General features: G+C 39.3%; 16 protein-coding genes and 1 riboswitch. Of the genes, 3 read left to right on the forward strand and 13 right to left on the reverse strand.

Annotated features, from left to right (window positions below):
* Positions 1 to 61 precede the first annotated feature (61 nt).
* From cls to HMPREF9706_RS04845, 8 genes are all read right to left on the reverse strand, one after another.
* Complete coding sequence (cls, locus tag HMPREF9706_RS04810; RefSeq protein WP_006908248.1) at positions 62 to 1,621, reverse strand: cardiolipin synthase; 1,560 nt, start codon at positions 1,619 to 1,621, stop codon at positions 62 to 64.
* Positions 1,622 to 1,649: 28 nt separating this feature from the next.
* Positions 1,650 to 2,402: an iron ABC transporter ATP-binding protein gene (locus HMPREF9706_RS04815; RefSeq protein ID WP_006908249.1), complete on the reverse strand. Its 753-nt coding sequence runs from the start codon at positions 2,400 to 2,402 to the stop codon at positions 1,650 to 1,652.
* Positions 2,399 to 3,256 carry an iron chelate uptake ABC transporter family permease subunit gene (locus HMPREF9706_RS04820; RefSeq protein WP_006908250.1) on the reverse strand — a complete coding sequence of 286 codons (858 nt, stop codon included), beginning with the start codon at positions 3,254 to 3,256 and terminating at the stop codon, positions 2,399 to 2,401. Before HMPREF9706_RS04820 ends, HMPREF9706_RS04815 begins: the two co-directional genes overlap by 4 nt.
* A 170-nt stretch (positions 3,257 to 3,426) precedes the next feature.
* A complete protein-coding gene (locus HMPREF9706_RS04825) occupies positions 3,427 to 4,395 on the reverse strand; it encodes an ABC transporter permease (protein WP_006908251.1) in 969 nt (322 codons plus the stop codon).
* Between the two features lie 36 nt (positions 4,396 to 4,431).
* A complete protein-coding gene (locus HMPREF9706_RS04830) occupies positions 4,432 to 5,460 on the reverse strand; it encodes a siderophore ABC transporter substrate-binding protein (protein WP_006908252.1) in 1,029 nt (342 codons plus the stop codon).
* Between the two features lie 238 nt (positions 5,461 to 5,698).
* Positions 5,699 to 7,699 carry a transketolase gene (gene tkt / locus HMPREF9706_RS04835; RefSeq protein ID WP_006908253.1) on the reverse strand — a complete coding sequence of 667 codons (2,001 nt, stop codon included), beginning with the start codon at positions 7,697 to 7,699 and terminating at the stop codon, positions 5,699 to 5,701.
* Positions 7,700 to 7,741: 42 nt separating this feature from the next.
* The gene (pgeF, locus tag HMPREF9706_RS04840) at positions 7,742 to 8,479 is read right to left on the reverse strand and encodes a peptidoglycan editing factor PgeF (RefSeq protein ID WP_006908254.1); all 738 of its coding nucleotides are present in this window, start codon (positions 8,477 to 8,479) and stop codon (positions 7,742 to 7,744) included.
* 115 nt (positions 8,480 to 8,594) lie between these two features.
* Complete coding sequence (locus HMPREF9706_RS04845) at positions 8,595 to 10,265, reverse strand: ABC transporter ATP-binding protein (RefSeq protein ID WP_006908255.1); 1,671 nt, start codon at positions 10,263 to 10,265, stop codon at positions 8,595 to 8,597.
* A gap of 394 nt (positions 10,266 to 10,659) precedes the next feature.
* On the opposite strand from HMPREF9706_RS04845, the gene HMPREF9706_RS04850 reads away from it, so the two are divergent.
* Positions 10,660 to 10,929 (forward strand): type B 50S ribosomal protein L31, encoded by a 270-nt coding sequence (locus tag HMPREF9706_RS04850; protein WP_006908256.1) that lies wholly within the window; start codon positions 10,660 to 10,662, stop codon positions 10,927 to 10,929.
* A 198-nt stretch (positions 10,930 to 11,127) separates the two neighbouring features.
* On the opposite strand, the gene trhA is transcribed toward HMPREF9706_RS04850, so the two are convergent.
* Both trhA and HMPREF9706_RS04860 read right to left on the reverse strand, forming a co-directional pair.
* Positions 11,128 to 11,817, reverse strand: a complete 690-nt coding sequence (gene trhA, locus HMPREF9706_RS04855) for a PAQR family membrane homeostasis protein TrhA (protein ID WP_006908257.1) — start codon at positions 11,815 to 11,817, stop codon at positions 11,128 to 11,130.
* Positions 11,818 to 11,884: 67 nt separating this feature from the next.
* Complete coding sequence (locus HMPREF9706_RS04860) at positions 11,885 to 13,714, reverse strand: heavy metal translocating P-type ATPase (protein WP_006908258.1); 1,830 nt, start codon at positions 13,712 to 13,714, stop codon at positions 11,885 to 11,887.
* Between the two features lie 69 nt (positions 13,715 to 13,783).
* Positions 13,784 to 13,875: riboswitch (NiCo riboswitch) on the reverse strand.
* 141 nt (positions 13,876 to 14,016) lie between these two features.
* Between HMPREF9706_RS04860 and HMPREF9706_RS04865 the strand changes: the two genes are divergently transcribed.
* Positions 14,017 to 14,316: a hypothetical protein gene (locus HMPREF9706_RS04865; protein WP_006908259.1), complete on the forward strand. Its 300-nt coding sequence runs from the start codon at positions 14,017 to 14,019 to the stop codon at positions 14,314 to 14,316.
* A 189-nt stretch (positions 14,317 to 14,505) separates the two neighbouring features.
* Positions 14,506 to 16,557, forward strand: a complete 2,052-nt coding sequence (locus HMPREF9706_RS04870; RefSeq protein WP_006908260.1) for an acyltransferase family protein — start codon at positions 14,506 to 14,508, stop codon at positions 16,555 to 16,557.
* Between the two features lie 73 nt (positions 16,558 to 16,630).
* On the opposite strand, the gene HMPREF9706_RS04875 is transcribed toward HMPREF9706_RS04870, so the two are convergent.
* The 3 genes from HMPREF9706_RS04875 to nrdD form a co-directional block, all read right to left on the reverse strand.
* Complete coding sequence (locus HMPREF9706_RS04875; RefSeq protein ID WP_006908261.1) at positions 16,631 to 19,435, reverse strand: DUF1002 domain-containing protein; 2,805 nt, start codon at positions 19,433 to 19,435, stop codon at positions 16,631 to 16,633.
* Positions 19,436 to 19,549: 114 nt separating this feature from the next.
* On the reverse strand, positions 19,550 to 20,131 hold the full coding sequence (gene nrdG, locus HMPREF9706_RS04880; RefSeq protein ID WP_006908262.1) for an anaerobic ribonucleoside-triphosphate reductase activating protein: 582 nt from the start codon (positions 20,129 to 20,131) through the stop codon (positions 19,550 to 19,552).
* Positions 20,115 to 22,112 carry an anaerobic ribonucleoside-triphosphate reductase gene (gene nrdD, locus HMPREF9706_RS04885; protein WP_006908263.1) on the reverse strand — a complete coding sequence of 666 codons (1,998 nt, stop codon included), beginning with the start codon at positions 22,110 to 22,112 and terminating at the stop codon, positions 20,115 to 20,117. Before nrdD ends, nrdG begins: the two co-directional genes overlap by 17 nt.
* Between the last annotated feature and the right edge of the window lie 102 nt (positions 22,113 to 22,214).

Raw genomic sequence — 22,214 nt, forward strand, 5'->3', positions numbered from 1 at the left:
TACTTTCTAAAATTGTTCTATAAATTCATTATACCGCAGATAAAGCGCTTTTTCACCCCTTCTAAACAAATGGTGCCAAAAGTCTTAACAAGGCATCGGTAATCTTACCAAAAACCGTTCTTCGTAAATGTTTCTCACGAATTCGTTTGCCTTCTTCTTGAGCCTCCAAGAAATCTGCTTTAATGGCTTTAATTTGAGGATGAAAATAAAGGAGTGTTCCTGTTTCAAAATGTAAATATAAAGAACGATAGTCTAAATTAATCGTCCCTACAATAGCAACTCGATCATCAGATACAAAGGATTTAGCATGTAAAAACCCGGGAAGATATTCATAAATCTGAACACCGCCTTCAATCAGAGGACGATAATAAGACCTCGTGATCCGATATACCATTTTTTTATCTGGAATTCCTGGTGTCATCAACCTTACATCCACCCCTCTTTTGGCTGCTAAAATCATGGCCGTCTGTAATTCATAGGAAATCACTAGATAAGGGGTATAAATATATACATAATCCTCTGCCGCATTGAGGATTTCTCGATAGACATTTTCTCCTAAAGGCTCGCTATCCAATGGTGAGTCTGAAAAAGGTTGAACAAATGAAAGTTTATTTGGATTTTCTACTAAAGCTTGACGACTTTGATCTAAACTAGCAAGATGATCAAATTTTGTAAAATCAAAATCTTCATTCTTATAAGCATTCCATAACAAAAGAAACATGTGAGCGTAATTCCAAACAGCGCCCCCTTTAACACGAATCATCGTATCCTTCCAATAACCAAAGCGATTCTTCCTATTAATATATTCATCCGCAATATTAACCCCACCCGTATAAGCCACTTCGTTATCAATAATGATATATTTTCGGTGATCTCTCGTGTTATAGACTAAGGATACGATAGGGCGAACAGGGTTAAACTTTAGGGCTTTGATTCCATACCGTGCCATATCTTCCACAAAAGAATCATTCAAACGTAACAAGCATCCAAAATCATCATAGATTAAGCGAACGTCTACTCCTTCCTTAGCTTTTTGCTTTAGAACATCAAAAATCCGATCATACATCTGTCCTTCTTCAATAATAAAAAACTCAAGAAAAATGTGAGACTTAGCTGCTTTTAAGTCTGCCACTAAATCATCCATGACAGACTCTCCATTTGGGTAATAATCGACTTCTTGATTGACCAATACAGGCATCCCAGCAAAATCTGAAACATATTTAGCAATCGAGGATAACCGATTAGATCTATACTTAAGAATTGGTAATGCATCCGGGACAGTTTGTCGATCCACTCGATGATTTTCTACTTGATTTTGAATACGTCGGGTCATTTCTTTTAAAGGGCGTTTATTACCTGCAAAAAGATAAAATAACGAACCAAGTAATGGAAAGAGCGCAATCAATATAATCCACGACATCCGATAAGCAGGACTATCATCTTTATTCATTAAATATAAAATAATTAGAAAAGAGAGCAAACTTAAGACCATATTCAGCAAAGCAGAATAACTCAACAGACCCTCAATTATTACCAAAATCCAAGCCATTTGAATGGCTATTAACAGTCCAAATACAATTAAACGGACGATTAAGAACCGTGTTTCATTTGTTTTATTCATAAAGCACCTCTTTTTTGTGGCAATCTCTTTAGTAAATAGCAACCGGCCCTCTATCCCCTTGGATAACTTCGATCTGTGTTCCATAAATTTCTTCTAAGTTCGAAGATGTGACCACCTGATAAGGAGATCCTTCTTGTATCAACTGTCCTTGTTTTAGAGTAAATAACCAATCACAGTATCGGCTGGCAAGATTCACGTCATGCAGTACAGCCACAACTGTCCGCCCTAACTCTGTGACAATCTGATTCAAATAATGCATCATTTGAATTGAGGCAGCCATATCTAAGTTATTTAAAGGCTCATCTAAAAAAATATAAGGGGTTTCCTGAGCTAATACCATAGCCACATAGGCCTTTTGACGTTGTCCGCCCGATAGTTGATCCAAATAACGCTGACTCAGATCTTCTAAATCTAAAAAGTTTAAATACCGCTGGATGATCCGATCATCCTCTTGATTAATACGTCCTCGAGTATAAGGAAATCGGCCAAACGATACCAGTTGTTTCACTGTAACCCGCGCCGTTAAATGATTTTCCTGACGAAGAATTGACACTTGCCGAGCCAAATCATTTTTTGAAAGGGAGTCGATCGAACGCCCGTCTAAGATAACCTGTCCTTGATCACTTTCTAATAGTCTTCCCATCATCAAAAGTAAGGTCGACTTTCCCGCCCCATTCGGCCCTAGAATCGCTGAAAATTTTTCCGATGGAACTGTCAAAGTTAAGGGCCCCAGGCAAAGCTGATCCCCATAAGACTTAGTCACTCCCACTAATTCTATCATACTTGCCCCCCTTTACTATCTTTAAAAATTAAAATTAAAAAAGTAATCCCTCCGATAAACTCGATCAGGATACCCACGACTCCTTGAGCGTTAAAAAGATGATTCATCGTAAAATAAGCCAGTGAAAGAATAAAAACACCTACAACTGGCCCCATTAGAAATAAATGCCGATGATCATAAGTCGGCGTTAGATAATAGGTAAAATGTGCCGCTAAAAAACCAAAAAAGGACAAAGGCCCTACTAAAGACGTAGAAATTGCCATTAAGGCCGCCACTAATATTAAACTAAAAATTAACCAGCGACGAGTATCTAGCCCTAGACTTTTGGCTGTTTGATTTCCCAACATCAAAACATTCAAATACTTGCTTACATAAAGGGCAAGTCCAAATAAAAGTAAAGCCAAGGGTATCGCTACAATAAAATTCTCCGCTTGAACATGATTCACTGACCCAAATAAACGGGCCTGCAAAACATCAAATTCTGAGGGTGTCAACAAACGCCGCATAAACGTTGCTAAAGCAGCCAAACCACTACCTAGCATCACCCCAACTAATAGCATCCGATGAATATCTTGCGCTTGATCCTCCAGTAACCAAGTATATAAGCATAGACAGACACTAACCATCAATACAAGTTGCAAACAAAAAGCTGGCAAACCCTTAAATTCAATAAAATGAGACATCCCCATAAAGAAGATCAGACTCGTGTGAATCAAATGATAGATTGCCTCAAAGCCAAGCAAAGAGGGAGTAACTAACCGATTATTGGCCACTGTTTGAAAAATAATCGTCGCAACTGGCTGGCAAATACCCACTAGTAAAATGGCAATGATTCCCTTTAAACGCCTCTGCATAACGGGCCAAAAAGAGGGAGAGCCCGCTGACACTGGATTATTATATAAAAGTAAGGTAAGGAGCAAGATACTAACAAGGATAGTTAAACCAATAAAATAGCGATAATATTGTCGCTTAACATCTTTTGAGGTAAACCGATAACTAGACCTTAATGGCGAATATAATTCTTTCAGCGCAAACCCTTCTTTCGTTGAATATATAATAAACCAATAAAAGTCATCGACCCCACCATGGCCAAAACAGTTGATACTGGCACTTCAAACGGCATAATCAACCAGCGCGCCAATAAATCACAAACTAATAAACAAATCATACCCAAAATCAATATAAAAGGAAGATTATTCTTTAAATGGTCACCCCAAAAAATAGCTACGATATTTGGAATAATCAATCCGATAAAAGGCAAATACCCCACTACTGCAGCTACAATACCAACAGACACCGATACCAAAAACACGCCAATAAAAGTTATTTTAGTATAGTCTACCCCTAAATTTGAAGCGATCTCTTCCCCTAGGCCGGCAATGGTTAGTTCATCTGCTAATTTATAAAAAATAATGACTATTCCAATAATTAGCCATAGATACTCGTACCGTCCCTGTTGAACTGAAGCAAAAGAAGCAGTGAACCATACCTCTAGCATTTGATTCAAGTTAAATTGTAAGGCTAAAAAATTTGAAAACGCAGAAATAACGGCCCCGGATAAAATGCCAACTAGTGGAAGAAGAACAGATTGCTTAAAGCGTAAATGACGCACTAATCTTAAAAATACTAGACTTCCCAAAATTGAAAATCCAATACATAAACTCATCTTAAACACTAAAGGGGCTGCCGGATTGATAATATAAGCCAAAATCAAGCCGAGCCCCGCCCATTCCATCGTCCCCATGGTTGTAGGTTCTACGAAGCGATTTTGAGTCAACAATTGCATAATATACCCCGACAAAGCCATCGAAGCACCCGTCAAGACCAAGGCTAACGTCCTAGGAAGTCGGGTAATTAGAAGCATTTTCCAAGCTGTTTGCGACTGCGTTAAGTCATAAACTCCAACAAAAAGAGATAAAAGAAATAATCCCAGAAAAAGCATCGATAATAAAATAAGCCCTATCTTTCTAGAAACTTTTACTCGTCGAATCATTTCTTCCCTCCTTTAGTAGAAGCTACTAAACATTGTTTAATTTCTCTCTAACGATGCACCCATCAATTGAGCAATTTCTTCAAAGATCTGTGTAAAAGTCTGAATCGATTCATCGGTATAAGTGCTCTTGGGTGCATAATAAATATGTCCTTCTTGAACGACCTGTAAATCCTTTAAAGCCGGTGATTGTTCGATAACATCTTTGGCAGGCTTTGCTCCTTCATCGTTCGATTGAACAGCTGCATCCCGGTCTAATACCATCAGCCAGTCAGGTTTACTTTGAGCAATGGCTTCAACTGATATATCATCTCCTTTATGGTCTGAACTTTCATTAGCGACCTCTAAAGCAGGTTGCCAATTTAGCACTTGATATATCGGACCCCACACACGACCAAAACCTGGAGCCGCAAAACCAATATCTCCACCTGATACTACCAGAGACATCACCTTGTCCTCTCCATTATATGCCGCTTGCGCCTGAGAAATGGCTAAATCAAAAGCTTCACAAAGACTTTGAGCCTCTGTTTCCTTTTGAAAAATCTTTCCTAGAGCCTGAGTCGACTGCTTCATACCCTCAACCAAAGCTTTTCCCGGTTCACTGGCCTCTTCACTCACATCAAAACTAAAATCCACCACAACCGCATCAGGAACAAGCTCTTTTATTTCATCATAATAACTAGCAAACCGTTGACCCACGATGACGAGATCTGGCTGCAAGGCAGCAATCATTTCTAGATTTGGTTCACGATGATTGCCAATATTTTCAATGGAAGAATCTTTAACATAAGCATTGTCAGCAGGCATCACATCTTTGGGTACAGCGACTGGCTTAACCCCCCATTCGATTAAGCTATCAAAGGTTCGATTGTCCAAAGCCACGACTTTTTGAGGGTTCACTGGAACAGTTACTTTTCCATGAATGTCCTCAATTTCAACACTTGTCTGTTCTTGGTTTTCTCTAGCATCTACCAACAAAGGACGGGTATTTTTTCCATAAAAAGAAAAAGCAGTCGCTACAGACATTAGAATCAACAATAACCTAAAAAATTTTCTATTTTGCTTCATAAAATATACCCCTTTTATTTATTTTATCCCTATTTTACCAAACAAGCATTGAGTAGGCCATATTTTTAATCTAAAAATTATTGGTCAATAAGTTTTTAATTATTCTAATTAAAAGTAAAAAGTGCATCATAAAATAATAAAAAATATCCAGAACACGTTAAAATGTGTCCTGGATAAAAGTCTGACTTTTGAGGGTCACTACAAAGCTAACGCCTCTACAACACGCTTTTTAATAAAGTTATTTAAAGCTATCTTGGAAAGCTTGACTCACTTTTTCAGCGGTAAAACCATAGTCCTCGACTACTTGGTCCCCTGGTGCTGAGGCTCCAAAACGGTCAATACTATAAACTACCCCATCAAGGCCAACATACCGTTCCCAACCAAAGCCAGCACCCATTTCAATCGACATCCGTTGACGAACCGCTGAAGGTAGTACTTCTTCACGGTATGCTGGATCCATTTGGTCAAATAGATTCTGGCACGGCATAGAGACCACTCTCACATTATAGCCTGCTTTCTTAAGCAGCGCTTGCGCCTCAATTGCCAAAGCAACTTCTGATCCTGTCGCAATAAGAATTCCTTGCAAGTCCCCATCTGCTTCAGGAGAGATAATATATGCCCCTTTGCGCAAGCCATCCTCAGCTTTCTCTTGAGTGTTTGCTAAAACCGGAAGATTTTGGCGGCTTAGAACCAATAGACTTGGCGTCTCTTTAGATTCTAAAGCAACTTTCCAAGCAACCATAGTCTCATTAACATCCGCTGGTCGTAAAACATTCAAATTAGGCATTGCCCTAAAGGCCGCTAAATGTTCAATCGGCTCATGGGTCGGTCCATCTTCACCCACTGCAATCGAATCATGCGTTAAAACATAGGTGACCGGTAATTTGGAAAGCGCAGATAGGCGAACTGCCGCTTTCAAATAATCAGAAAAGACGAAGAAAGTCCCACCATAGATCTTGCTTCCGCCATATAGTTGAATCCCATTCATCATGGCTGCCATTGCAAATTCTCTAACACCAAACCAAATATTTCGACCCCGACGTGATTCGGGCATAAAGTCTTCTGTATCCTTAATCATCGTTTTATTGGACCCCGATAAGTCGGCAGATCCACCCCAGAAGTAAGGTACGCTCTGAGCAATCGCATTAATCGCTCGACCTGACGTTGCCCGGCTAGCTTCGGCCTTGTCAGCAACATTGGCAAAAGTCATCGCTTCATCATAATTGCTTGGTAATTCGCCAGCAAAGGCTGCCTTAAGGGATGATGCTAATTCAGGATGAGCTCCTTCATATTTAGCAAACAAGTCTTGCCAAGCTCGATAAGCTTTTTGACCACGGTCAATCACTTTTTCTTGGAATAAAGCTCTGGCCTCTTCCGCCACTACAAAGGCTTCTTGCGTATATTTATAGATTTCCTTAGTTTTAGTCCATGCCTCTTGACCGATTGGTGCACCATGAACTTTTGAAGTTCCTTGATTAGGTGAGCCGTAACCGATCACTGTCTTGATCTCAATTAAAGACGGCTGATCTTGAACATGCTTAGCCTTATCAATCGCTTGTGAAATCTGATTCAAATCATTACCATTCGTCACCTTTTGATAATGCCAACCTTGCGCTTCAAAGCGCCCCTTGATATCCTCAGTAAAGGCTTGATCTAAATCTCCATCTAGCGAGATGTTATTAGAATCATAAAGAACAATGAGTTTTCCTAGCTTTTGCCGACCCGCAAAAGAGCACGCTTCATAGGAGATACCCTCCATTAAATCACCGTCTCCTACCAAGGCATAGACATAATGATCTAAAATAGGAAATTCATCGGTATTATAAAGAGCAGCTAGATGTTCTTGGGCTGTCGCCATTCCAACCGCCTGAGCAATCCCTTGTCCTAAGGGACCCGTAGTTGCTTCAACCCCTTGAGTATGACGATATTCAGGATGTCCCGGTGTTTTAGACCCTGCTTGACGGAAATTCTTTAAATCTTCGATTGACAAATCAAAACCTGACAAATGCAATAACGAATATAACATGGCTGACCCATGACCTGCCGATAACACAAAACGATCGCGATTAATCCACTCTGCTTCTTGCGGATTCACATGTAAGTGTCCTGCCCACAAAGCATAGGCCATTGGTGCAGCTCCCATTGGTAGCCCAGGGTGCCCCGAGTTGGCCTTTTCAATTTGATCAACCGATAAGGCGCGAATCGTATTGACAGCAATTTGGTCTTTCTCGTTAAACATAATAAGCTCCTTTATGATTTAGTAATTCTATTATAACATCTTCTAAGCCTGAATCATTGAAAAAATCGCATTTAGTTGGTAATTTGTTCCTTCTCGCCTTGCAGAATGAAGCTGTGAACTCGAGAAGGTAGAGCGAGTATCTGCAAAAATTTGCGATTCTTTTAGCCCCGAATCCAACAATAGACACACATTGGCCTGGGTCATGTCTAAATAATACTTGCCGGCTTCATGAGGATCCGGTTTAAAATAATTCATGCGGTCCGATCTTTTTTCAAACGCTTGATAGACGACCTCATCCACTTGATAATCGACTTGACCAATAGATGGTCCAACCATAGCCATCAAATCTTTCAGCTGACTATTAAAGTGTGACTGCATCGATTGAACCGCTTTACGTCCAATTTCCTTAGCGCTTCCTCGCCAACCCGAGTGCACTAAACATTGGGCTTTTTTTACCGGATCATACAATAAAATAGGTGTACAATCCGCAAACTTAGTCATCAAGATGACTTCTGATTTATCAGTGATCAAGCCATCCGTATCCATAATGCTTCGGCCAAACGCTTCTTCTTGCCCATTTTGTCCCCCACAATATTCAATGCGATCCCCATGGACTTGCTTACCAGAATAGAGCGTCCCTTCTGGGAAGCCTCCTGATTTTAAGGCCAAGTTAATCTGCTGATAGAAAGCTTCTTCTTGCAGCTTAGCCTGACGAAAGTTAAATGAAGCACCTGCTAAAAATACCTTTAAACCTTTTTCCTCAAAATGTTCTAACTTCAAATGCTCACCTCGCTAGAATTTTTAATCGCCTAAATCATAGCATTTTTTATCCGTAAAATCGAATTAAAAAAGGAGCCGCAGCCCCTTTAGTAATCGATCCTCTTCTAATTCTCAATTATTGAATCATTTGTTCATTAACATAACGACGATAATCTTCATGATTAGCATAAAGCACTCTGTGGCTACCCAAGCCTGTAATTCTTCCTTGATCAAAAAAGATAATTTCGTCCGCATCCACCACTGTTGATAAACGGTGGGCAACAATAATCACGGTGATCGATTCAGGGAGATCCTTGATGAGCTGAATAATCACCGATTCTTTGTCCGCATCGAGATTTGATGTTGCTTCATCAAAAATAATGATTGAGTGTTCCCTTAAGAGGGCTCGAGCAATGGATAGCCGTTGCTTTTGACCCCCTGATAAGAGATTGCCATCTTCGCCCACTGGCGTGTCCAATCCTTGTTCCATGCGAGCAAGGTCCTCACTTAAACCAACTTGTTGTAGGACTTGATGAATCTTTTGATCGGTTGGTCTAGATTTGAGACCAAATAAAAGATTATCTCGTAAACTCCCTGATATAAAAAAGCTGCCCTGAGCAATATATGAAATCGCATTGCGCCATTGATATAGGTCAATCCTATTAATTTCTTGACCATTTATGCTTATCTGACCTTTTTGAGGCTGGTAAAGACGCATCAAGAGTCGAGTTAGAGTGGACTTACCCGAACCTGAAGGACCAACAATGGCTAAACGACAACCTCTCGGAATAACTAAGTCTAATCCCGTAATGATTTCTTTATCTTGATAGGCAAATGAAACATCCTTAATTAGGATGTCGCCTGCTTGAAAAGCTTGATCTCCACCCACATCCTCTTTAGCCATCTCAAAAAAACTAAATAGTTTGGCTGAGGCGCCCTTCATTCTAAAATAACTCGAAATTTGATCCGACAACCCACCCATTGGATTCAATAATTGCAGGGTAAATACTAAAAACGACATTAAGGTCCCTACCGTAATTGCTCCCGAGGAAACCCGATAACCCCCATAAGCAAAAACAATCGTAATAGCCGCAAATAGAAAGGCCAAACCAACCGGCTGAGTAAAAGCCTCTATTTTTTTCTTTTGAACAGCAAGGCTAAAATTCTCCTGATTTGCTTGATCAAAATCATTAGATACCTGATCTTCTGCTGTTAATAACTTAATAAAAGCCATATTTTTATAAATCGTAATCAATTTAGAAGTAAGCCTTGAATTCGAAGTCTGAAATTTCTCTGCATTGGCAAACGACAACTTAGAGATCGGGATCAATAGAGACAGCATTACCGGAAAAGTAATAACCATCGCTAAAGATAGCTTCCAATCTAAACGAATCAGGGCAATCACGGAAAAAATAATGGTAAAAATACCCAAAATAAAATTCGGTAAAGACTGCGTCACAAATTCGCGGATCTCTTGACTATCCGTCATAATCCGTGACACAAACTCCCCTGACTCTTGTTGGTCAAAAAATGATTGAGGCAAATAGATTAAGTGAGCGTTAAGACGGCTTCTAAGTGATTCAACGGTCTTTTCTCCATTTAGGGCCGCCAAAAATCCTCCCAGTCCCGCCAATGCTGCTTGAAGGACAAACAAAAGCAGTAATATGAAAATGTTCTTTAAGCTAAAATGCCCACCACCATCAATCATCGTTTTTAGAAACAAAGGAATCGTCACACTCATTAATGCCGCTAAAATAGTTAAAACAATCCCCGCTATCAGGCTCAAATCCCAACGAATCGCTTTCATTATCTAACCTTCTTTTCTATTCTATTTTCCTATTTAAAAGCAAACGATATCAATCATTTCAAGACAACTCTTTACCGAGCTCCCATAACTGGACGGTAACTTTTCGGATCTGATAAAGGTATTTCTTCATCGCTTGGTAAATAAAACGTTTTCTGCTGTCATTATACTCCCCCCCCATTTTATTTGCAAGCGTTTTATTGGTCGCGATTTTCTAGTGATTAGAGTCACAGATAAACTTAGTAGTTAGACTCATCTAGTCCAATTTTCCCCTAAAAAGTTTCCCCTAAAAACAACTTGCATCCTCTCTTATTTTTTGCTAGAATACCTTTGTTGCACTTTGTGTAAGAATAACTGTAGGCTAGCGAATAGCTTACGGCAGAAAGGAAGTATAAGCATGAAACAAGGAATTCATCCAGACTACCATCCAGTCGTGTTTATGGATACTTCAACCGGGTTTAAATTTTTATCAGGATCAACTAAAACTTCTCAAGAAACAGTTGAATGGGAAGACGGAAATACTTATCCATTGATCCGGATGGAAGTTACCTCTGATTCGCATCCATTCTACACGGGACGTCAGAAATTTACTCAAGCCGATGGTGTTGTTGATAAGTTCAACAAGAAATACGGCTTTGTTGATAAAAACGCTAGAACTGAAGACTAATTTTTATAGAGGCTTGTCAGGTCAAATGACAAGCCTCTTTTTGTATTTTTACTAGTAGCTTTCAATTTTTAGAATTTATCTTAAATAATACTTAGCCACACCTGTCCTTTTAATCTTCGCTTTCACTAGAAAAATAATTAATAAAAAACTGCTTGTCCCCTGATCTGGAACAAGCAGTTTTATCATTCTTTCTATCTACTACACATAACAATAGACCGTCACAAAAAGACAAGCTGAACCCAACATCACAAAGAAGTGCCAGAAGACATGAAAGTAGGCATATTTTTCGTCAAATTTATAGAAAATCGTTCCTAGACTATAGGCTAATCCGCCAGCAAAGAGCCACATAATTCCTGGTAAGGGTAACTTGGTTAGAATCGACTTAATAGCAAAGATAGCCATCCACCCCATTAACAAATATAAAAGTGTCGAATGTTTAATAACCCACTCATTACCGACCGCTTTTCCCATGATCCCAATTAAAGCTACGCCCCACTCCACAATCACTAAAACCAGTCCTAACCAACCGCCAACTAACAATAAAGCGAAAGGTGTATAAGAACCCGCTATCAATAGATAAATCGCAGTGTGATCAAAAAATTTAAAGATAGGCTTTAAGATTGTCCGCGACATTGCATGATACATCATCGAGTTAAAATACATCAAGCACATAGACAAAGCAAAAATTAGATAGGCAACGATACTCATTAGCGACTGACTTTTGACCCCTTTCACGAACAAAAAACAAGTCGCTAGAATTGATAAGACAAATCCAACCCCATGACTAACCGCGTTAAATACCTCAAGTGATATTTGATAAACATCGGAATTAAGAATTTCTGGGCTTGAAAAAACATCCTTCACTTTGAAAGCTTTATACTGTGTCATGCGCTAACTCCCTTCATCAATCTTTCATTCATTGTAGCGCAAGCTAAGTCAATATGAAAGCTTTGATCTATTTCAACATTCTTAAGCCATTTAAAATAACAAGAATCGTTGATCCTTCATGGAATAATACGGCATATGGCAAAGTAATCCAACCAAAGAAATTAGCAATAACCAAGCCAATAATCACACCTACAGCAAAAATTATATTTTCTCGAATAATTCGTTTTAATTTTCGACTGGATTCAAATTCTTGATAGAGTTTCGCCAAGTCATTTTTTACAATAACAATATCCGCAGATTCCATCGCAACGGCTGAACCTGATCCCATCGCCACTGAAATATCTGCCAAGGCTAGGGCTGGCGCATCATTAATTCCATCACCAATCATTCCCATAATATAACCTTTATCTTGGCCAGTTTTTACATAGTGAATCTTGTCTTCTGGCATCATAGCCGCTTGATATTGATCAATCCCTAATTCACTAGCCACATGCTGTGCCACTTTTTCATTATCACCCGTTAGCATATGAACCGTAACACCCGCCGCCTGAAAATTCTTGACCGCTTCCTTAGCTTGAGGGCGAATTTGATCAGATAGTGCTAAATAACCTTGAATTTGTTGATCTTTCGACACTAGGACATAGGTATAATCCGACTGAGATAGTTTACCTTGAATCCCCTTTGGATCTGCAAAACCACTAAAATCAGACGGCTTTCCGATTTGGATCGAACCTTTTCGAAGGCCTGAACCGGTCAATTCTTCAACTTCTTCCTGACGATCCAACTGCGATAGATCGACTGTTTTAAACTTTGTCACGATCGCTTGGGCGATAGGATGGGTCGAATGCTGTTCCATAAATACCACCTCTGCCAACAATTCATCCGCTAGCTCATAGTCGACCACATCAAAGGCTCCGAAGGTCAAAGTTCCCGTCTTATCACTCAATAAGTGCTCCATTTGATTCAAAGCTTCCAGAGCAGCTCCCCCTTTCACTAGAATACCGTTTCTAGCCCCTTTAGAAATAGCCGCTAAAGTAGCAGGAGTGGCTGAGGCCACTAAGGCACATGGACTCGCCACCGTTAAGAAAACCATTCCCCGATAAAAAGCTTCTTGGAAACTTAACCCTTGACCAAAATGCAAAAGCGCAATAAAGAGTGGGACCGCAATTAATACAGACCATACATATTTATTTTCAATTTTATCAATAAATCGCGAAGCCTTACTTGGACGGTTTTCGGCCTCTTCCACCATACGGATAATATTCGAAAAGACCGTTTGATCTGCTGTTTTCGATACCTTGAGCACAAAGGACTGGCCAGCATTTACTGTTCCAGCATAGACTTCCTCGCCTATATTTTTATGAACCGGTACGGACTCCCCTGTCAAAGCAGCCTCATTAACTTCAACCGCCGACTCAACCGTTCCGTCAATGGAAATTTGTGCCCCTTTAGCAATCAAAATTTGATCACCAACTTTTAATTCCCCGGTTAATACTTCTTCTGTTTCACCAGAAGGCAAAAGTCGTTGAGCTGTTTCTGGTACTTGGCTCATCAAAGCCGTAATTGCCGACGACGAGCGATCATTGGCATATTGTTCTAGGACTTCTGCGACTGCAAATATAAACAAGAGCAAAGCACCTTCTGATTCAAATCCAATAGTACACGCTCCCAAAGCCGCTAAAATCATCAACAGATCAACATTGAGTTGGCGATTCTGCCAGGTATCTACGATAGCATTTTTGGTAGCTTGATAACCTAAAAAGAATATCGCAATGTAAAAACACAGCGTTGAAACCAGGGGCAAAGATAGAAATTGGCACAAGTAACCAGCTAATAGACATCCTGTTCCTAATAATACAAACCGGCCGCTTCTTTCTTTTAACAAATACGTCAACATCTTTCTCGTCTCCTTTTTAGTCACTAATCAAAATAAGTATAAAAAAAGAGCGCACCAAAGACAGTTAATAACTGTCTCACAGTGCGCTCTGGCTCTGCTGTTACATTTTTCATGTAACCCAGCTGCGTAAATAAATTTACCGCTTGTTCAGATTTATCTTATTTGATTGTAGCTTAATTATAATCATTAAAAAGTAAGCTGTCAAGTCCCTGCGTTAAAAATTTATAAAAAATAAATAGTGCTTTATCGATGCGTTCATTATAGAATGGAATTAATATCTAGCGAAGAAAGGAAGACTCCTAATGAAAATAGGTCCACGTAAAATGAATCTTGAAAAAAGCATTAAGGCTCGTACCACCGGTCCAATCAAACGGCGTATCAAGCGAAGCTTCAATCCCTTTTATGGAAAAAAAGGAATGGGATGGCTAAGAAATCCTAAAAAAGCCCTCTATAATACCATCTACCGTCGTACCACCTTCTCAACCAATCCGCTTTCTTACCTAGGTAGATCTCGCAAAAAGCGTAAAAAATCAGAACCGTCCAATTCTCGTTGGTTACTCTTTATTATTTTAATAATCCTAGCCTACTATGTTTTAAAATAATCTAACAAAAAAAGGGACTCGCTCTGGACCATGAGTATAAGCACTTATCGACTAAAACAGAATACTACACTAAATACATTTATATAAGTATTATTCGTTATCCCCTTTAAAAAATTCTTTAAATAAACTTTTAATTTATTCTTATTAAGCTTATAATGACCATGAATAACATAAAGAGAGTTGAATACTATGCAAAGCAACCGCATCAAAAGCTTAGACGGCTTGAAGGGACTATCCATTCTTGCCGTTATTTTATACCATCTATGGCCAAATTTCGTTCCAGGAGGCTTCTTTTACGTCAATGCCTTCCTTGTTTTTGGAGGCTATTTTTTAGCGCGTAAGATTCAAGACCTATCTTTTAATCAATGGAAAACAAATACCCTCCGCTTAATTCAAAAACAATTAGCCCGTCTTTGGATACCACTTCTGTGGCTCATGGCTATTATCGTATCTTTATATTTAATCGTTAATCCAACTGCACTAAAAAGTATGCGAAACGATATCTTAGCATCTTTATTTTTCTTTAACAACTTCTATCAACTAGCTAGTGATAAGTCCTATTTTACTGACATGGCCCTAGCTTCACCCTTTACTCATTTATGGTATGTGGCCATTTATGTCCAATCCTTCATCGTTTCATTAATTTTATTGCTGATTAATCGATGGTTTAGTGAACGGATTTGGGAGCCTTGGAGCAAGTATCAAGTTTTCTTTTGGCTAGCTATTGTTTTTATCTGTCATGGGGCTTATTGGCAACTCTACCGACCCAACACTGATCCATCAAATGTTTATTATGGTCTTTTTACACGTTACGGTTCATTCGCCACTGGGATTTTCGCGTATTTTCTATTTCCAGAACTCAATAAATTATTCCGTCATCTATCCTCACGAAAAAGCACTATTTTCATCACCCTAATCGGGACGATCGCCCTCTTCGACATGCTCTTGATGACTTTCAGCCTAAATGATAATCATCCTTGGACTTATCAAATGGGCCTAGCTTATTTTGATCTTTTAACCTTGGTCTTTTTATTTGCTAATCAACGTTCTAACAAGTTTTTTGAATCAACCATCGGAAATCCTGGTCTGACATATATTGGCAAAGCCTCATACTCTTTCTACCTTTGTTACTATCCGATAACCGTTCTAGCTTTTAGTTTATTAAGACTCTTTCAAGGGCAAGTTATTTTATTAAAAATCATCTGCTTTATCAGCATTTTTATGATAGGTAGCCTTTTTTATTACTTCATCGAATCCAAGCGTTTTACCTATTTATTTGGTAATGATCTATCCTGGATACAAGATCTTAAGACTTTTGGCTCCTTCTATACCGGAACACCTGGGCTACTAACCTTAGCTCGTAGTTTTATTTTTTGGGGGCTGTGTATGGCGTTGGGATATGGCATTGCGATCTCTAAAAATGATAAACCTTTAGCCTTATTCCAATTAGAATATGGCAACTACCAAGCCGATCCAAGCCCCTTGAATTTTTATTATCCATACGACCATGCTGCCAAAAACTTAAAAGACTATCTTAGCCAAGTTGATAAAACATTAGGAACCCATTTCATTCTTCCTGTGCAAACAAGGGAAAGTCCCGTTGAGCTAGCCTTAAAAGAGGATCCACGTCAACGAATAGACCTTGCTAGCTTAGATATTTCAGAAGAAAATCAAGCAATTATCGATGAGTTAGCTGTTTTTAATCCGATTATTGCAGAGTCCTTAACACCACTTCAACAAGTCTATGCTCTGGAAGCAAAAGTGACCCTCTTCGGGGACTCATTAGCCAAGTTGAATGGTCCAGCTTTTGTGAATCTCTTCCGGTCCTCAAATTTCTTTGGTTATGTATCAATGCAAGTATGGGATGCCGATGAAAAGTTGGCTCAATTAGTCCAAGAAGGTGTTGTTAATGATACGCTAGTCATTAATATTGGTACCAATGCCGGATTAGACGAGGAGGGGATTAGTGACTTAATTAAAGTTGCAGGCGATCGTCAGATCTACCTAGTTACAACGAACTCTGCCGTCGAGCACCTTAAACAAGTTAATGATATCATTTCATGGGCCAGTCAAACCTATCCAAATGTTCATGTGATTGATTGGCATGCTATCGCTCAAGGTCATCCTGAATACTATGATATTGACGATATCCATCTATCGATTGAAGGAATGGAATACTTCGTTAGTTTAGTCGCTAAGGATCTTTACCAAGATAACTTTATTAATAATATCACCCCCTAATCTTGCTTCACTCAAAAAAAGCCGAGTCATAAAAAATTTATGACTCGGCCTTTTTGAGTTAATATGGTCTAATTTAGTTAAATAATGGATACTCCAACATCACATCTGACTCATCAGGTGAAACATTTCCCGCAAAATTCGGCGTCGCTAAAGTCAATTTACCCTGGCGATTAATAAATAGATAGAAATCATTCGAATAGCCTGCATCCTCTCGGAGTCCTAAGAGATTAATTCGTGTATCAACCTGAACGGTCCGTATTCCTGATTGATCTGCAGAAAAAATTCGAATTTCTTTGGATGGGATTGATTGAAGTTGGTAACTGTAGTTTTCACCTTGATTAAAAGGCATCTGACGAAGGTCATCATAATCAGATGGATTCACCGAAATATCTTCTAATCTATGTAAAAAGATCTCATTTTGAGTCAGGAAAATTCCTTGAGGAACATTCATTCCTTGTAGGAAGAAAGTTAATTCACCACTAGCTTGCTCTGCCAGTGATTGAGTCAACAATTCCATACTTGGCGTCATTTGTTGCTCACCCATTGAATCTTCTTCCTGGTTTTCAGTAACTTCTTCTGGTACATCCTGACTAGACTCAATGGAATCTGTTTGAGCATCACTGTCTCCTGAATTAGCTTCCGATAAGTCATCCGACGAGTCCTCAACTTGTTCCTGACCAGTTTCCTGGGATGGCGTAGACTCCTCTGTTCCCTCTTGAACGGCTAACTCATTGAGCACATCAACCATGGCTCGAGAAAACATTTCTGACAGATCAGCATTTTGACTGTCTGCAAAGGCAAGCGCATTACCCTGATTAACCAAGACATGAGCTTCACCATTGAGATATCCCAAAAGATAAACATGAGGATCTTCTGGATTACTATCCATATCAGATCGCACCGACACAACGTAAAAGACATCCGCTTGAGGGGTCTGATCAACTCGATCAATTGCAACCGTTAGATTGGATCCATTTATAGGTAGCGAGATCCCATCTAAACCTTGTGCCAGAACTAACCCATTGAAATCCCCTTGCCTAGTATCACCATATTCTAAATAGGATTGACCCATGGCCTTTGACCATTCATTATAGAAATACTCATCAAATTCCTGGCGAGCTTGCCCAGCAAATCGACTCTGGCCCAAAGGATCACTCGGTAATACCGGGTCTACTTCTTCCGTATTCTCACTCGTCGTATCCTCGCTTGACTCATCGCTTGTTTCAACCGCTTCTTCAGAAGAGGCTTCTTCCTCATCTGTTGAGCTAGTATTTTCTTGGCTAGAGGCTTCCTCTTGTATCATTTCTTGGCTTGACTCTTGACCGAGAATCAGAGTCGTTTCCTGATCTTCTGCCTCTCTTGACTCTTCCATTGTCTGCAATTGATAATCAACTGGAATCGGTGCTTTAACTGAGTGATCCTCTACTTCAACACCATACTCTCCTTTAAAGTCATAGACGGGAATAAGTGTCTCATTCGTTGAAAGATCTTTCACAGATAAATCCTCTTCGCTCTTAAATTCAACCTGATACTCTCCAATAGAACCCTCCTGATCCGGATTAACGGATAATATCGCTAAATCTATCTTGTTATCTGATTGACGCTTTAATTGATAATTATAAGCCTCTGGCGCATACCCTGTCGCAAAAGCGATTGCTTGAACCAATTGACTCATTGCAGGATTATCATGGATTTGACGAGCTTGATCCAAAGTCCTTAACCATTTTACTTTTAACGAATCCTGACTATCCTTATTCTCTGGAAGTCCTGCTAGGACTTGATAGCAGAGCGCTCGAATATAATTAAGTGCCTCGTACTCTTCTTGACTCAACGGAGCTTGGAGCTTCTCTACAATAAATGTATGCGAGTACACTGATTGACAAGCTTGAGTATCCCCTGCCTTTAATTGGACCATTAGATGATCTAACAAAGCTGGAATAATCGGATGATAACGATCAGCATCCTGATAATCCGGCAACTTAAGCTGCAAGGCTTGCTCAACCGTTAAACTTCCCTCTTGATTGGTTAAAATTTCTTCCCAACCCGACCCAATCACAGATACTTGTAATTGATCAATCGTCTCTTTACGTCTTGCAGCATCCGTTTCGGCAAAGTCCTGTGCAAATTTTAATAATTCTTGTAATAAATCATTGTTCAAACGATGATCCACTTTAGCTGCTTGAAGTTGATTCATTACAATCAGAGATATTTGATCTGCATTAATCGTAGTATTGTTAGTAATCTGATTAACAATATCAATCTTAATTTGAGAAATAATCTGGTTAATCTGATAATTATTGATCTGGGTAATATTTTGGATATTTTGAACAACTTTTATTTCTTTACCTGCCACATCTACATCGTGATTGTCAATCTTTTGTCCTGTTTTTTCAAGCAAGGCATACACACCCACTAGGGCTCCTTCACCAGTTACTTGTATCGGTGTGGCAATTCTTATTAGAACATCTTTAGCCCCCGAAGTGATGGCAGCATTTTGATAAGTCGTTGGTGTCACCATCGTAATATTTTGAGGGGTGACTACTTGAATTTGTACGCCATAGCCAGGTGCTTGTGGAATAATGAAAGCTGAAGAATAGACACCCGTTGCTGAATTCGATCCATCCCGAAGATAACGATTAATCGTATTTCCATCAATTCGTAATGTTTGATTGGTTGGGGTATTCACTGCCCCCAAGTATTGACGCGTCATCGTTTCTTGGTCTGACGACAAGGTAGCCCCTAAAGATAGAAGTTCTTTCGATTCTTTAGCCAAGACCCGTGGCATATCTGCACTAAAACTCGTTAGTAATGGTGTCACACTGGGGAAAAACAGCATCAAGCTCACACCTACTAACAAGACTTTTAATTGTTTTTTCATGGTAATCCCCTTCCTCTTTAATTAGTTATTTCTATTATACCTAATTATAAAGCGGTATCAATGTTCATTAAAATAAAAAGGCCGGTTCATTATCCGACCTCTTTAAAACGATTATTAATCATCAATATAAAGAACCACCTTACCTTGACGATAGGTTTCTTTAACATCAATAATGCGTTGATTACGGCTTCCTCGAAAAGCCTTGGTTAAATCCATTTCAGCTAATAAAAACCGACCATCAACTAAGACATCGACCATCTCTAAAAGATCTAACTTATCCCTAGACTCTTCTTGCAACTCTTCGAAAGTGTAACCTGTCCAGGACCAAATATCCTTACTCTGTCCAAAACGTTGACGCACTTTTTGACATAAGGGCACAAGTACGTTGGTATTCAAAAACGGTTCGCCACCTAACAGCGTTAATCCCTGACAATAAGGTGCTGACAAATCATTCAATATCTGTTCCTCTAATTCAGGCGTATAATCAATCCCATAATTAAAATTTTGCGCCGCCGCATTATAACATCCTGGGCAGGCAAACAAGCATCCCGAAACGTAGATAGAACAGCGAACGCCCTCTCCATCTACAAAGTTATAGGGTTTATAATCTGCAATTTTACCCTTTGACCAATCCTTGGCCAACCATTCCTTTGGGCGAGGATTTTTTGGTAATTGTGAATTATCCCTTGTGGTCAAAGGTCTCACCTTCTTGATTTTCAATTTTTAAACGAGCTAATCGATGCTGATCAGCATCTACTAAAGATGATCCATGCATGTTTTTTACACGAGCATTGATTTCCTTTTGACGACCTTCAATATAAGGACGTTTCATCGGATTACCTAAATAACCGCAAGTACGCTTCACTACATCACAAGTATCTGGATTTCGATTTCCACACTCTGGACACTCAAACCCTTTAGCCGTCGCCTTAAATTCACCGTCAAAGCCACACTCATAGCAATGATCAATGACGGCATTAGTTCCTAAGTAGCCTACATAATCATAAGCAAAATCCCATACCGCCTCTAAAGCTTTAGGGTTTTGCTTAATATTAGGGTACTCCGCATATTGAATAAATCCACCTGTTGAATAATGAGAATAAGGCGCTTCGAACGTTAATTTTTCAAAAGGGGTCCAGTCTTTTCGTACATCTAAATGGAAGGAGTTATTGTAGTATCCCTTATCAGTAATCCCCTCAATCGTTCCAAATTTTGCCTTATCCAACCGACAAAATCGATCCGTTAAGGATTCACTAGGCGTCCCATAAACCGAAAAATGATAGCCATATTCATCCCCCCACGCATCTGTATGTGCTTTGAGGTTCTTCATCACATCTAAGGTAAACTGACGTGCTGTTTCATCTGATTCCCAATCAGGACCAAAAAACACACTGCCCACCTCATATAAACCGATATAGCCTAATGAAATTGTGGCTCGACGATGATTAAATAACTGATCTACATCTTCCCCATCTTTAAGACGTTTCCCAAAAGCTCCAAACTCATAAAGAATTGGCGCATTTTCAGGTTTTGCTTCCTTGACCCGTTTAATTCGATACAAAAGGGCCGTTTTAGCGATGCTTAAACGTTCCTCAAGAATCTCCCAAAAAAGATCCTTATTCCCTTTTGACTCCAAGGCAATCCGCGGTAAGTTTAAAGTCACCACCCCTAAATTCATTCGACCTGCATTCACCGCTTTTCCAGTCTCTGGATCTACCCATTTTTGAGGAAAAGAACGGCATCCCATACTCGTCTTAACATCTCCAGTAATCTCTGTTAATACTTTTGCTGAAATCACATCGGGATACATCCGCTTAGTGGAACATTCAACCGCTAATTGTTTGATATCATAGTTTGGATCTTCAGATTTGAGGTTAATGCCATCCTGTAAAATAAAGACTAATTTAGGAAAGATCGCTGTACGCTTATCTTTTCCCAAGCCCGCAATGCGAATTTCAAGCATGGCTTTTTGAATTTCTCGAGCATACCATGAAGTACCTAGTCCAAAACCAAAAGTAACAAAAGGGGTTTGCCCGTTGGAAGTATACAGGGTATTCACTTCATATTCCATACTTTGACAAGCGTCGTGAATTTCCTTAGCGGTGAGTTCTTTAGCATATGCTTCTTGTTTGGCAGGGTCTTCAATCCATTTTTGAGCCTTTTTAAAGTGCTTTTGATAAGATATTTCAGCATAAGGAGCCAATACTTCATCGATTCGATCAATGGATGTTCCTCCAAACTGACTGGACGCAACATTGGCAATAACCTGACTCACTAAAGCGGCTGCGGTTTGAATGGATTTAGGGCTCTCCACTTTGGCGTTCCCAATTTCAAAGCCATTTTTAAGCATACCTTCTATATCTACTAAACAACAATTTGTCATTGGCATATAGGGTGAATAGTCTAAGTCATGAAAATGAATATCTCCCTTAAGATGTGCAAAAGCAACAGACTTAGGCATCATTTTTAACCCAACCGCTTTAGCAACACTTCCAGCCGTTAAATCCCTTTGTGTATTAAATACATTGGCATCTTTATTAGCATTTTCATTAATGACGCGCTGATCTTTATTAATTAATTGTTCCATCGCTTTTTCTAAGCTTGTTGCATTAATATAAGCTTGGTGCATTTCCTGACTCATCCCAGTAAATTGCCATCGATATCTTGTCGTTTCCATGACTTTCATTCCTTTCAAAAAGGAACAGCATACGATTTAGACCATTCCTCATCACTAAAATAAATATAAAAACACAATATTTAGTAGATACCAATCAATTCA

Origin of the sequence: Facklamia hominis CCUG 36813, from assembly GCF_000301035.1 — a bacterium.
Lineage (GTDB): Bacteria > Bacillota > Bacilli > Lactobacillales > Aerococcaceae > Facklamia > Facklamia hominis.